The organism is Roseburia porci (assembly GCF_009695765.1).
Taxonomy (GTDB): Bacteria; Bacillota; Clostridia; order Lachnospirales; family Lachnospiraceae; genus Roseburia; species Roseburia porci.
In genome coordinates this window covers 60,092-73,782 of the sequence record NZ_VUNI01000001.1, presented here as the reverse complement: position 1 = coordinate 73,782, position 13,691 = coordinate 60,092, and the positions used below count along the sequence as shown (strand labels likewise).

Annotated in this window: 10 protein-coding genes; 1 reads left to right on the top strand and 9 read right to left on the bottom strand. The window is 41.5% G+C overall.

Annotated elements, in window-relative coordinates:
• Positions 1–37 precede the first annotated feature (37 nt).
• The 3 genes from FYJ75_RS00420 to nifJ form a co-directional block, all read right to left on the bottom strand.
• A complete protein-coding gene (locus tag FYJ75_RS00420; RefSeq protein WP_154427716.1) occupies positions 38–1,708 on the bottom strand; it encodes a putative manganese-dependent inorganic diphosphatase in 1,671 nt (556 codons plus the stop codon).
• 106 nt (positions 1,709–1,814) lie between these two features.
• Positions 1,815–2,534 (bottom strand): hypothetical protein, encoded by a 720-nt coding sequence (locus tag FYJ75_RS00415; protein WP_154427714.1) that lies wholly within the window; start codon positions 2,532–2,534, stop codon positions 1,815–1,817.
• A gap of 153 nt (positions 2,535–2,687) precedes the next feature.
• Entirely contained in the window at positions 2,688–6,245 is a 3,558-nt protein-coding gene (gene nifJ, locus FYJ75_RS00410) for a pyruvate:ferredoxin (flavodoxin) oxidoreductase (protein WP_154427712.1), read from the bottom strand.
• A 239-nt stretch (positions 6,246–6,484) separates the two neighbouring features.
• Between nifJ and FYJ75_RS00405 the strand changes: the two genes are divergently transcribed.
• Positions 6,485–8,119, top strand: coding sequence for an ABC-F family ATP-binding cassette domain-containing protein (locus FYJ75_RS00405; protein ID WP_154427710.1), 1,635 nt, complete (start codon positions 6,485–6,487; stop codon positions 8,117–8,119).
• A 114-nt stretch (positions 8,120–8,233) separates the two neighbouring features.
• On the opposite strand, the gene FYJ75_RS00400 is transcribed toward FYJ75_RS00405, so the two are convergent.
• From FYJ75_RS00400 to FYJ75_RS00375, 6 genes are all read right to left on the bottom strand, one after another.
• Entirely contained in the window at positions 8,234–9,007 is a 774-nt protein-coding gene (locus tag FYJ75_RS00400; protein ID WP_235906968.1) for a hypothetical protein, read from the bottom strand.
• Positions 9,008–9,104: 97 nt separating this feature from the next.
• Positions 9,105–9,782: a uracil-DNA glycosylase gene (locus FYJ75_RS00395; protein WP_154427708.1), complete on the bottom strand. Its 678-nt coding sequence runs from the start codon at positions 9,780–9,782 to the stop codon at positions 9,105–9,107.
• A 16-nt stretch (positions 9,783–9,798) separates the two neighbouring features.
• Positions 9,799–10,560 (bottom strand): imidazole glycerol phosphate synthase subunit HisF, encoded by a 762-nt coding sequence (hisF, locus tag FYJ75_RS00390; RefSeq protein ID WP_154427706.1) that lies wholly within the window; start codon positions 10,558–10,560, stop codon positions 9,799–9,801.
• The gene (hisH, locus tag FYJ75_RS00385; protein WP_154427704.1) at positions 10,560–11,180 is read right to left on the bottom strand and encodes an imidazole glycerol phosphate synthase subunit HisH; all 621 of its coding nucleotides are present in this window, start codon (positions 11,178–11,180) and stop codon (positions 10,560–10,562) included. Before hisH ends, hisF begins: the two co-directional genes overlap by 1 nt.
• A 10-nt stretch (positions 11,181–11,190) precedes the next feature.
• A complete protein-coding gene (locus FYJ75_RS00380; RefSeq protein ID WP_154427702.1) occupies positions 11,191–12,645 on the bottom strand; it encodes a hypothetical protein in 1,455 nt (484 codons plus the stop codon).
• Between the two features lie 122 nt (positions 12,646–12,767).
• The gene (locus FYJ75_RS00375; protein WP_154427700.1) at positions 12,768–13,676 is read right to left on the bottom strand and encodes a chemotaxis protein; all 909 of its coding nucleotides are present in this window, start codon (positions 13,674–13,676) and stop codon (positions 12,768–12,770) included.
• Positions 13,677–13,691: the final 15 nt, after the last annotated feature.

The window sequence follows — 13,691 nt, the reverse complement described above, 5'->3', positions numbered from 1 at the left end:
TCAGGGACAACACTCCTTTTTCTTGCATTTATAACGATTATCGCTCTGCAATCGCATTCATAAGATTTGGTATTACCTGTTTCTTACGGGATACAACACCTTTTAACTCTACTCCCTCATCCGATGCAGCACAGTTGAATGCATTACTCATTACATTTCTCGCATCATTTCCTTTATAAATCATGTAAGTGGATTCATTCAGAATGTCTGTAAGCATTACAAAGATCATATCAATCTTCTTCTCACCCAGATTCTTCTCTAAGATTGGCTCTAAACGTTTCTGAACTTTGTCGAGTTCACCCCTGCTCATAGCACTTACCTGCGCAACTCCAAATGCAGTACTTCCAGAACTAAAGATCTTGAAATCCTGATTTAAAATCTCATCATCGGATTTATTGCTGAAATCGCTTCCTGCTTCAAACATCTTCAGTGCAAGTTCTTCAATCTCAACCTTTGCAATTGCTGCAAGCTCTTTTGCAACTACTTTGTCAATCTCGGTGCATGTCGGCGAACGGAACATCAATGTATCTGATAAAATTGCTGACAAAAGCAGTCCTGCAATCGTTTTGTCAATTGCAATTCCCTTTTCCTGATACATCTGATAGATAATGGTTGCAGTGCATCCCAATGGCTGATTACGGAAAAATACCGGTGCCATCGTTTCAAGACTTCCGATTCTGTGATGATCAATGATCTCAAGTATTTCTGCCTCATCAATATTATCCAGAGCCTGTGATTTTTCATTATGGTCTACAAGAATCAGCTGTTTCTTCTGTGTGCTCATAAGATTACGTCTTGAAATCATACCAACGTAATTCTGTTTCTCATCCAGCACAGGGAAATCGCGATGTCTGATCTTGGACATTGCATCTCTTACTTCCGATACATAATCATCAAGCTGGAATGTGATCATATCCTCTTTCGTCATAAAAAATTTAATCGGCATACTCTGATTGATGAGTCTTGCAGTTGTAAAGGAATCATATGGAGTACTGATAATCACAACCTGTCTCTGTTCCGCTGCTGCAATTACTTCCTGACTCACTTCGAAACCATTCGTAATAATCATGCAGCTGCAGTCTGCTTTAATTGATAACAACTGTGATTTTTCACGGTTTCCAAGGATCACAAGATCATCCTTCTCCACACTGTTTGCCACAACTTCCGCAGTTCCGGTTCCAACAACAACTTTTCCATTCACGAAATAGCCATGTTCATTTCCGGTTATCACTTTACCACCAAGTGTTTCAACGATATTTTTATACTGTGTGCGCGCAGTTGAAAGAATTGAATTATCGTACACATCCATATATGATTTGGCAATATCGCCAGTTACGATCAGTCCCTCTAATTTGTTTCTGCCATTCACAATCGGAAGTGTGACAACTTTCAGTATCTTCATCATTTCCCATGCTTTTTTCATGGAAATATGACTGTCCACCCCTTCTGTTCTACGAATCGAAATATCCTTCAGCTGTGTACCAGCGTCCGTTACCAATCCCGGCTCGTCCACCTGAAAACGTTTCAGCACATAGGCTGTCTCCGGATTAATGCTTCCTGCCCTTTTCGGAACATAACATACTGTCTCCTTAGCATCTTTGTTCTGTTCCTGTAATTTGTTCTTCAGGTTGGCATAAGTGATTGCAGCACATATAGAGTCTGTATCTGGATGCTTATGTCCAACAACCCAAATCTTCTTCTTTTCCATCTTAAATCTCCGCCTTTATATTGAAATTATTTACTAGTTATTGATAAAAATCCCTGTTTATTTCAAGATTAAAGCGTTATGATGCGCTTCCTTCTCCTAAATCCTTTTACAGGATACCTGCTGCATGAAGGACAAGGGCAACCACACCCACCAGATCAACTGCAGTAAGCACAGTAAGAACTTTTGTGATTCCCTTTATGTATTTTACATTTTTATCTACCGTCTCGATCTTTTCAATCTGATCTTCAAATCCCTTAAAAAGATCCTGAATATTTCGATAGCATTTTACATTCTCTGTATGAATTTTATCTGAAAGCTCCGGTTTCAAAGCTTCAAGCTGCTCGTTCACCCCTTCAAGCGCCTTGATCAGTTCTTCGGTACGTTTATTGGCACTTTCGTCCGCCTTATCGAAACTGTTTCGAAGCTGTTCGGCCTGTTCATCGTTCAGTTTCCGTCCATCTTCTAATTCTTTACTCATCGATGCCTGAAGTTCTTCCATCTTCTCAGACACCTGTTCAATCATGCGGTTAATCTGTTTGCTTACTTCTGCAGTAATACCATCCGCTTTCTCCTGCCGTTCGTCCAGAATATGCTGAAGTTCCTCAGCCTTGTCTTCCCTCTCCGCAACAATCGTCTGTAATTCTTTCACTTTCGATTCTTTGGAAAGCAGAAGTTCCTGAAGCTGTTTCGCCTTCTCTCTGAATTCATCAATCTGAGTTAATAAAAAATCATTATTCTCCAATGTCTTATGCGTCCTTTCACGCTTTTTTTTCCGGTGGTTATTCCTAAATACCTGTGCATCTAGTTTTGTGAACAGCCCAGCCATAACCTTCCTCCTGTGGAATCTGTATATTCAAAAAACATCTTTTCTGAACAGATATGTCTATTGTATCATTTCACCGAATATTTGTAAACGTGGTAGAATGCAAAAAAACAGCCGTATCAGATATCCTGATACGGCCGCTTCTCTATTTGTTAATTATTTGTAGAGTTCTACAAGTTTTAACAGATGATCATAACGGGCAACTGCTGCTTCCTCAGACTCTTTAAACAGTTTCTCAGCTCTTTCTGGGAACGGTTTAATCAGACGAGTATAACGAGCCTCGTTATTTAAGAATGCCTGGTAAGATCCATCACCTGGTTTGCTTGTCAGAGTGAATGGGTTCTTTCCTTCAGCTTTTAATTCTGGGTTGAATGAGAACAGATTCCAGTAACCAGCGTTAACTGCTTTCTTCATCTCATCCTGGCAATGGTTCATACCACCCTTAGCGATACCGTGAAGTTCGCATGGAGCGTAACCAATGATTAATGATGGTCCGTTGTAAGCTTCTGCTTCAGCGATTACTTTTACAGCCTGAGCTGGGTTAGCACCAAGAGCGATCTGTGCTACATATACATAACCATAGCTCATAGCGATCTCAGCAAGAGATTTCTTTCCAACTTCTTTACCAGAAGCTGCGAACTGGCAAACCTCACCGATGTTAGAAGCTTTAGAAGCCTGTCCACCTGTATTAGAATACATCTCTGTATCGAATACCATAACGTTTACGTTCTCTCCAGATGCGAGTACATGGTCTAATCCACCGAATCCGATATCATATGCCCATCCGTCGCCACCGAAGATCCATACAGATTTCTTAGACAGATAATCTTTCTTAGCAAGAGCTGCTTTTGCGTCTGGGCATCCAGCTGCTGCTGCTTTTTCAAGTTCTGCAACTAAAGCTGCTGTTGCAGGTGTATTTGCTTTTGTATCATTTACAGTCTCTTCGAATTTAGCAAATGCTGCTTTTAATTCAGCGCTTGCTTTGTCAGATTCTGCACAAGCTTTTGCAGATTCAATAGCCATCTCACGAACATATTTCTGTCCAACATACATTCCTAAACCGTGCTCAGCATTATCCTCGAATAATGAGTTAGACCAAGCTGGACCCTTCTTAGAGTCTTTGTTTACTGTGTATGGTGAAGTAGCTGCAGGGTTACCCCAGATAGAAGAACATCCTGTTGCATTTGAGATGTACATCTGCTCACCGAATAACTGTGTAATTAATCTAGCGTAAGATGTTTCAGCACATCCTGCACATGATCCTGAGAACTCAAGTAATGGCTGATTGAACTGAGATCCCTTAGGTGTTGTATCAGAAAGGCCGATATCTTTCTTACCAACGTTAGCTACTAAGTAGTCAAATACTGGCTGCTCTGCTGCCTGTGATTCCTGTGGAACCATCTTGATTGCTCCGTCAGCTGCTTTTGGACATACAGTGATACACTCACCACATCCCATACAGTCAAGTGGAGATACACTCATTGTATATTTGTACTCGCCAGCCTTAGGTTTCATGTCAGCAAGTTTGATATTTGAAGGAGCTGCCTTTACTTCGTCATCTGATAATAAGAATGGACGAATTGTAGCATGTGAACATACGAATGCACAGCTGTTACACTGGATACATGCATCTGCGTTCCACTCTGGAACCATAACTGCAGTACCACGTTTCTCGTATGCAGAAGCACCTGTCTCGAACTGTCCATCAGGGTTGCCCATGAATGCAGATACTGGAAGGCTGTCACCATCCATCTTAGAGATTGGCTCTAAGAGATCTTTTACCATCTTAACAACTTCTGGACGTCCTGTAATCTCTTTTGCAGGAGCATCTGGAGCAGGATTCTTCCATGATTCTGGAACTTCAACTTTATGTACAGCATCTACACCGGCATCAATTGCTTTGTAGTTCATCTCTACAACTGCATCACCTTTTTTGCTGTAAGATTTCTTAGCTGCTGCTTTCATGTATTCAACAGCCTGATCGATTGGCATAACATCAGCTAATTTGAAGAATGCAGACTGAAGGATTGTATTTGTACGTTTACCCATACCAATTTCGATAGCTTTATCAATTGCGTTGATTGTGTAAAGCTGGATATTGTTATCTGCAATGTATTTCTTAGCTTCAGCATTTAATTTGCTGTCTAATTCTTCGTCAGACCACTGGCAGTTGATCATGAATACTCCGCCTGGTTTAACATCCTGAACCATCTTCATTCCCTGGATAACATATGCAGGGTTGTGGCAAGCTACGAAGTCTGCCTGGTTGATGTAGTATGGACTTCTGATTGGGTTATCACCGAAACGTAAGTGGGAAATTGTAACACCACCTGTTTTCTTAGAGTCATACTGGAAATATGCCTGGATGTATTTATCTGTATGGTCACCGATGATCTTTGTAGAGTTCTTATTAGCACCTACAGTACCATCTCCACCAAGTCCCCAGAATTTGCACTCTTTTGTTCCAGGTGCAGATGTGATAGGAGCTGGTTTAACTTCTGGTAAGCTTAAGTATGTTACATCATCTGTGATACCAAGTGTAAATCTCTTCTTAGGCTCATCTTTCTCCAGTTCTGTATATACAGCGAATACAGATGAAGGTGGAGTATCTTTAGAACCTAATCCATAACGTCCACCAACTAAAACAACATCGTTCATTCCTGCTTCACGAAGTGTTGTAGCAACGTCAAGGTATAATGGCTCACCTAAAGCACCTGGCTCTTTTGTTCTGTCTAATACAGCGATCTTCTTAGCTGTCTTAGGAATAACTTTGAGTAATGCTTCTGGAGACCATGGACGATACAGACGAACTTTAACTAATCCGACTTTCTCACCCTTAGCTGTTAAGTAATCAATTACTTCTTCTGCAACGTCATTGATAGAACCCATAGCGATGATTACACGATCAGCGTCTGGTGCTCCATAATAGTTGAACAGATCGTAATTTGTGCCTAACTTCTCATTTACTTTCTTCATGTATTTCTCAACAACTGCTGGCAAAGCATTGTAAGCTGTGTTACATGCTTCACGATGCTGGAAGAATACATCACCGTTCTCATGAGAACCACGAGCTGCTGGATGCTCTGGATTCAGTGCGTGTGCACGGAATGCTTCTACTGCATCCATTGGGCACATCTCTTTCAGATCTTCATAATCCCATTTCTCGATCTTCTGAATCTCGTGAGATGTACGGAATCCATCGAAGAAGTTGATGAATGGAACTTTTCCTTCAAGAGCTGCTAAATGAGCAACCGGGCTTAAGTCCATAACTTCCTGTGGGTTTGTCTCGCATAACATAGCGAAACCTGTCTGACGACAAGCATATACGTCACTGTGGTCACCAAAGATATTTAATGACTGTGTAGCAACTGTACGTGCTGAAACGTCAAATACGCAAGGTAACTGCTCACCTGCGATTTTATACATATTAGGGATCATAAGAAGTAATCCCTGAGAAGCTGTAAATGTTGTTGTCAGCGCACCTGCTGCTAAAGAACCGTGAACAGTTCCTGCTGCACCTGCTTCTGATTCCATCTCAACAACTCTGACTGTGTTACCAAAGATGTTCTTCTGTCCAGCAGCTGCCCACTGATCTACAGAGTCAGCCATCGGGCTTGATGGTGTGATTGGATAAATACCAGCAACTTCTGTGTAGGCATAGGCTACATGAGCGGCAGCGGTATTACCATCCATGGATTGTTTTTTTCTTGCCATGATTTTTCCTCCTTAAATAAATAACACAATACGCCTAAGCATATTTTGCTTATTGACATTATTTTATCATTTTCCAACTCTTCTGTAAAGCGACCAGTCTCTGAATTTCTGTTTAAAATTTAGTACAAGGTTTCCTGTATGATATTTATTTTTTTCTTGCAAATTACAGATTTTACGGTACAATAGTAAGCGATTCCATATTGATACGAACATAAATATAATATAGAAAGGTAATTGTTATGATTAGTGCAAATAATATTACACTCCGCCTCGGGAAAAAAGCTCTTTTCGAAGAGGTCAACATCAAATTTACCGAAGGAAACTGTTATGGACTGATTGGTGCAAACGGCGCCGGAAAATCCACATTTTTAAAGATTCTCTCCGGTCAGCTCGAACCAACAAGCGGTGATATTGTCATCACACCTGGACAGCGTTTATCCTTCCTGCAGCAGGATCATTTCAAGTATGATGAATATACCGTACTTGATACTGTTATCATGGGTAACAAACGTCTCTATGAGATCATGAAAGAGAAAGATGCCATTTATATGAAAGAGGATTTCTCAGATGAAGATGGTATCCGTGCCAGTGAACTGGAAGGTGAATTCGCTGAAATGGACGGATGGAATGCAGAATCCGATGCTGCTACCCTGTTAAACGGACTTGGAATTCCAAGTGAAGATCACTACACTCTGATGGCTGATCTTCCTGGTGCACTGAAAGTCAAGGTTCTCCTTGCACAGGCTCTGTTTGGCAATCCAGATATTCTTCTTCTCGATGAGCCGACCAACCACCTGGATCTGGATGCAATTGCATGGCTGGAAGAATTCCTGATCAATTTTGAAAATACAGTCATCGTTGTATCCCATGACCGTTACTTCCTGAACAAAGTATGTACTCATATTGCCGATATGGACTATGGTAAGATCCAGCTCTATGCCGGAAACTATGATTTCTGGTATGAATCCAGCCAGCTGATCATCCGTCAGATGAAAGAAGCCAACAAAAAGAAAGAGGAAAAGATCAAAGAATTACAGGACTTTATCTCACGTTTCTCTGCGAACGCTTCCAAATCCAAACAGGCAACCTCCCGTAAACGTGCTCTGGAAAAAATTCAGCTGGATGAGATCCGTCCTTCCAGTCGTAAATATCCGTACATCGATTTCCGTCCAAACCGCGAGATCGGTAACGAAGTTCTTACGGTAGAAGGAATCTCCAAAACAATCGACGGGGTTAAAGTTTTAGACAACATTTCCTTCATTGTTGGCCGTGAAGACAAAATTGCATTTGTCGGCGGTAACGAACTTGCAAAAACCACTTTATTTAAAATCCTTGCCGGTGAACTGGAACCGGATGAAGGCTCTTTCAAATGGGGGGTAACCACCAGTCAGGCATATTTTCCAAAGGATAACACACAGATTTTCGATTCTGATGAACTGATCGTTGACTGGCTCACACAGTTCTCAGAAATCAAAGATGCAACTTATGTGCGTGGTTTCCTCGGCCGTATGCTTTTTGCCGGTGAAGATGGTGTCAAGAAAATGCGCGTTCTTTCCGGAGGCGAAAAAGTCCGCGTTCTCCTCTCCCGCATGATGATCATGGGTGCAAACGTTCTGATGTTTGACGAGCCTACTGACCACCTGGATATGGAGTCCATCACAGCATTAAATAACGGTATGATGAAATTCTCCGGAGTTATTCTTTTTGCCTGCCGTGACCACCAGGTTGTACAGACTACCGCAAACCGCATTATCGAATTCCTTCCGGATGGATCTATGATCGATAAGATTTCTACTTATGATGAATATCTTGAGAATGATGAAATGGCAAGAAAACGCCAGGTATATGCAATGTCAGATGATGACGAGAATTAATATCACAGATTATTCGATAAACTGTGAACAAAAATGTTCGCCTTACGGCGCACTACACAAAAAGGGCGTGTGAAAAAACGAAAGTTTTTTCACACGCCCTTTTTAATTAAAATCTTAAGTTGTCGTGTTATACAATTCACCGGTTGAATAATTGTAGGTATATCCCCCCGATGCTCCGTAGGTATTGGATTTGGATGCTTCACTTTTTGCATACATATTCACCATAGAAGATTTCGCTTCAATCGAATATGCATAAGATCCTGTTCCCTGAAACAAGGTCTTAATCTTATTCATATCTGCTTTTTCAAACGCATCCTTGTCAATCTTCATCGTGTATTTACTGCTGTCAAACGTAATACCAATCGCGCTTAAAAGCTTTCTGTTCTCCGTTGTCGTATTCACCATAGCAGACGCTGCATTGGTAATCTTTGATGATTCAGAACTTCCAGCTGTTTCAACTACGGAATTATAATCAGATACAAACTGGCTGACAGCCTTATAAATAGCTTCTGTATCATATCCTTTTGTTTTATTTCCATCTTTGTCGGTGATTGTTTTCTCCTGAAACAGACTCGAATTCTTATATAACGCTTCCGCAGATTTATTCAGGCTCTCCGTGCTGCTTTCAATCGCTGCAAGCTTCTTCGCTGAATCCTTCGATGTTGCTGTTGTAGTCTTAGTATTTGCAATACCAGCTGTATTATTTTGTGGATCTGCATAATATGCCTTCATCAGCTGGAAATAAGATCCACTTCGAATGCACGCATAATCTGTATAGCTGATTCCAAGCAGATCTGAACTTCCAGCTCCTGTTGTCTTATTTCCTGTATTTAAACTGGAAAACAAAGTGCTGATCGATGAAGAATCATATCCTGAAATAATTGCCATATCTGTCACTCCTTTGACTTCTCTTAACTTTCCATGTTTACGGTTCTATTACATATAGTATCGACATATTTCTGTAATTCTTTAGGATGAAACTGTATCAGATATTTTCTATCTGCCAGTCAATCGGTGTTTCACCATGTTCCACAAGGAACTCATTCGCTTTGCTGAAATGTCTGCATCCAAAAAATCCCCTGTATGCAGACAACGGACTCGGATGCGGGGCCTTTAAGATCAGATGTTTCGGATTCGTAAGCATCGGGATCTTGCTCTGTGCAGGTCTGCCCCATAACAGATAAACAATCGGACGATCCTGTGCATTTACAGCATGTATGATCGCATCTGTGAACTGTTCCCATCCATGTCCCTGATGAGAATTTGCCTGATGTGCCCGGACTGTAAGGACTGTGTTCAATAAAAGCACTCCCTGATCTGCCCATTTCTTCAGATAACCATTATTCGGAATATAACACCCAAGATCATCATGTAATTCCTTGTAAATATTCTGAAGCGAAGGAGGAATCTCTTTCTGCTCCGGAAGCACTGAAAAGCTCAGCCCATGTGCCTGATGTTCATTATGATACGGATCCTGCCCCAGAAGCAGCACTTTTACTTTGCTAAGCGGAGTAAAGTGAAATGCATTGAATATATCATCAGCCGGCGGATAGATCACATGTGTCTGGTACTCCTGATTTACAAACTGATACAACTGTCTGTAATACGGTTTTTTAAATTCTTCCTGTACTGCCGGAAGCCAGTCATTATTGATCATTCCCATTATTTTACTGCCACTCCTATCTTCTGACCGATACACCTCTGTCTGCGAGGTAGTTTTTCAGATCCATAATTTCAAGTTCTTTATAATGGAATAAAGATGCTGCAAGCGCTGCATCTGCTTTTCCTTCCGTTAATGCATCATAAAAATGCTCCCTGGTTCCAGCACCGCCTGACGCAATAACCGGAACCGATACATTCTCCGCAATCTGACGTGTAAGCGCGATATCATATCCAGCCTTGGTTCCATCACAATCCATACTGGTAAGAAGGATCTCTCCTGCCCCCAGCTGATTAGCCTTCATTGCCCATTCAACCGCATCCAGACCAGTGTCGATTCTTCCTCCGTTTTTAAAAACATTCCAGCCGCTTCCATCCGGTCTTCTTCTCGCATCAATTGCGACAACCACACACTGGCTTCCAAATTTGTCAGCTGCATCACTGATCAGACGTGGCGTATTGATTGCCGATGAATTAATTGAAATTTTATCTGCGCCCTCTCTTAAAAGCACTTTAAAATCTTCTACCGTCCGGATTCCTCCACCAACTGTAAATGGGATGAAAACATTTTCTGCAACTTTGCGTACCATATCAACGACTGTTCCACGATTATCCGAAGAAGCAGTAATATCCAGAAAAACCACTTCATCTGCTCCCGCCTTATCATATGCGGCAGCAATCTCCACCGGATCACCTGCATCCTGCAGATTCACAAAGTTCACACCCTTTACTACTCTGCCATCATTCACATCCAAGCATGGGATGATTCTTTTTGTAAACATTATCTCGCACCTCCCGTGATTTCTGTGAAGTTCTTAAGTATCTGAAGTCCTACTGTACTGCTCTTTTCCGGATGAAACTGGCAGGCAAACACATTGTCCTTCTCAACCGATGCATGAATAGTTGTACTGTATTGTGTGACCGCTTTCACAATACTTTCATCTGTAGCTTTCAAATAATAAGAATGTACAAAATACACATATGACTGATCTGGGATTCCATGAAAAAGTCTTCCATTATTCTGCAGAGTTAACGAATTCCATCCGATATGAGGAATCTTAAGGCCTTCTTTATCCGGAATGCGAAGAATTTTGCCATCCAGAATGTGAAGTCCCTCCACACCACTGCTCTCATCGCTGCCCTCAAACAACAGCTGTAATCCAAGACAAATTCCCAAAAAAGGTGTCTTTTTGTCTGTCACCTCATGGATAACTTTGTCAAGTTCATATTTCTTCAGCTGCTCCATGGCATCTCCGAATGCTCCAACTCCCGGAAGAATGACCTTGTCTGCTGCAAGGATTTCTTTAAAATTTCTGGTAACCATGCACTCCTGTCCCATAGACACAAGTGCCTTCTCCACGCTCTTTAAATTTCCAGCGTTGTAGTCAATAATTGCGATCATATTTTGTCTCCTACTCCAAGCCAAGTGCTTTAATCTTTGATTGTACCTCTCTTGTATACTCATCCCTGTCTCTGAGCGAATATAACTGTACTGCTTCGTCTGTGCTCATCTGGTATTTTTCCTGCAAAGCAGTCTGGATCAGTGATTCCATCTGATTCATCTCTTCTGCACAGTTAGCGTCTTCTGCCTTACTATAGTTTACATGATATCTTCCTTCAGCGCAAATCAAAGAATCCAGTGCCATATCATATTTCTCATATTGCTGGAACGACTGATATGCATCATATTTGCTTGAAACTGTGGAAAGTATTTCCAACTGGGCATATAACTCTTTGTCTGCAGAATGCAGAGACAAACCATCCATCTGCGCATATGCCTGTGCATAATTGCCTTCCAAATAGAGTTGCTTTGCTTCTGATATATGATTCTGATACGAAGTAAGGTTTGTTCCCGCCAGAACGAGTACCATGAGGGAAATGGCCATAACCCAGATTAAAATTACCGGAACTTTCGGAAGTGGTGGAGTAAGATCCGGCTCCTTCGGCTTCTTTTCTTTTTTCGGCTTTGGTTTCTTCTCTTTCTTTGGTTTTGGTTTCTTTTCCTTCTTTTGTTTTGGCTTCTTTTCTTTTTTCTCTTTCTTTTTCTTAGAAGAAGCCTTTTCCGATTCTTCTAATTCTCTCAGAATCTGCTGGTTCTCAGCTGAAAGTTCTTTGACATCCACCTGCTCCGGCTCTTTGATTGTTACACTTTCCACGTCTTCATCTGCTTCGTGGAATAAAATATGTGCAAGCTTCGCAAACAGTCCGCCTTCTTTTTTCTCTCCCTTTGGTCTCTTTCCCTTTTTATCCTTCTTCTCATCCGGCTCCGTGTCTTCCTGCTTCTCCTCATTCACCGGAGACGCTGCCATCTCTTTTTGGGCAAAATCATCAATTGCACTGCTGCCGGAATCTGCACTGCCGGTTCCATCATCCGACAACATATCTTTAATATCCGAAAGCTTTCCATCCCCTGCAAGAATATCCAGAATATCCGCGCTTCCATTTCCGGCCAGATCCGGTTCTTCGCCGCTGTTCTTTGTATCCGGAATTTTTTCCATTCTGGCTTTTAAACCATCGATCAGATTCTGCGTATCTGCGTCCGGTGCATCCGTATCGGATTCCAATGCTGCAGGAGCTTCTTCTTCCACTTCGGACTCTGGTTCCGGCTGTTCTGGCTCTTCTTCCGGTTCAGGCTCCGTGTAACGCGGTTTTGCCTTTCTTCTCTCATCCGCCTGAAGTTCCATCTCAAATTCATGCAGATAATCAGAATCCTCATCCGAATTCAGTTCTTCTTCAAACTCTTTTAAAAATTCATTTTCCGGAGTTCTCTGGCGCTCTGAACTTTTTCCATTGGAACTGTCTTCCTCTTTCTCATCTGACACAATATTCAACAATGTGTCAAGATAATCTTCTTCCTTGTTTTTCATGGTCATTCTCCATTCTGCTTTTCTAAAACGTCTTCCCTTATAGGATTATGAAATGATCATTTAATCTTCAAAAGGGATGTGATGAAACTCACCATCACATCCCTCATCCATTACATCAGTATCTATTTATTACTGTTCTGATGGATCAGTTTATCGATTGCTTCTACAAGCTGTCCAAGTTCTGGTTTGGTAAGCTGTGCATCTGCCCCAAGCTGTTCTCCTTTTCGTTTCATTTCTTCATTGACAAGAGATGAGAAAATAATAAGCGGAATGCTCTTCATAGCGTCATCGGACTTCACCAGTTTCGTCAGACGATGTCCATCCATCTGTGGCATCTCGATATCTGTAATGATACAATCCACACTTTCTGTCACATTTCCTTCTTTTTTCAGCTCACAAAGCTTGTCCCATGCCTCTTTACCATTGGTAGTCACAATCAGATTCGTGTAACCTGCTTTCTTCAGGCAATCCGTTAAAAGTTTGCTCAAAAGCGGTGAGTCCTCTGCAATCAGAATTGGAGAATCACATCTTGCCCGTTCCTGCATAGCATCAATGTCGTTTACCCGAAGTCCTGTCTCCGGACTGATTCCAGCAACAATTGATTCAAAGTCAAGGATAAGCACCAGTTTATCATCCATTTTGATAACACCGGTGGACACACTGTCATCCTCTCCATTGATTGTCGAATCCGGCTTAATAATTGCTTCCCATGATACTCTGTGGATTCCGATTACCTGATCCACATGAAATGCAACATTCAGTTTATTAAAATTCGTGATGATGAAAAGTCCCTTTTCATCTGTATCCGGTAATCCCAGACATTTCTTAAGATTAATAACCGTAATCATCACATCCCTTGGCATAAAAATTCCTTCTACGCTTGGATTTGCATTCGGCACTGGTGTTACCGGCTGATATTGTAAAATCTCCCGGATCTTCGCAACATTAATTCCATAATGGTTATCCCCTAATGTGAATTCCAGTATTTCCAGTTCATTTGTACCTGACTCTAAAAGAATATTTGTATCCATTACTATCTCCTCCCA

Bases quoted from the DNA above. Each gene is read 5' to 3' on its own strand.
- FYJ75_RS00420 (WP_154427716.1), bottom strand. From the start codon at position 1,708: ATGGAAAAGAAGAAGATTTGGGTTGTTGGACATAAGCATCCAGATACA.
- FYJ75_RS00415 (WP_154427714.1), bottom strand. From the start codon at position 2,534: ATGGCTGGGCTGTTCACAAAACTAGATGCACAGGTATTTAGGAATAAC.
- nifJ (WP_154427712.1), bottom strand. From the start codon at position 6,245: ATGGCAAGAAAAAAACAATCCATGGATGGTAATACCGCTGCCGCTCAT.
- FYJ75_RS00405 (WP_154427710.1), top strand. From the start codon at position 6,485: ATGATTAGTGCAAATAATATTACACTCCGCCTCGGGAAAAAAGCTCTT.
- FYJ75_RS00400 (WP_235906968.1), bottom strand. From the start codon at position 9,007: ATGGCAATTATTTCAGGATATGATTCTTCATCGATCAGCACTTTGTTT.
- FYJ75_RS00395 (WP_154427708.1), bottom strand. From the start codon at position 9,782: ATGGGAATGATCAATAATGACTGGCTTCCGGCAGTACAGGAAGAATTT.
- hisF (WP_154427706.1), bottom strand. From the start codon at position 10,560: ATGTTTACAAAAAGAATCATCCCATGCTTGGATGTGAATGATGGCAGA.
- hisH (WP_154427704.1), bottom strand. From the start codon at position 11,180: ATGATCGCAATTATTGACTACAACGCTGGAAATTTAAAGAGCGTGGAG.
- FYJ75_RS00380 (WP_154427702.1), bottom strand. From the start codon at position 12,645: ATGAAAAACAAGGAAGAAGATTATCTTGACACATTGTTGAATATTGTG.
- FYJ75_RS00375 (WP_154427700.1), bottom strand. From the start codon at position 13,676: ATGGATACAAATATTCTTTTAGAGTCAGGTACAAATGAACTGGAAATA.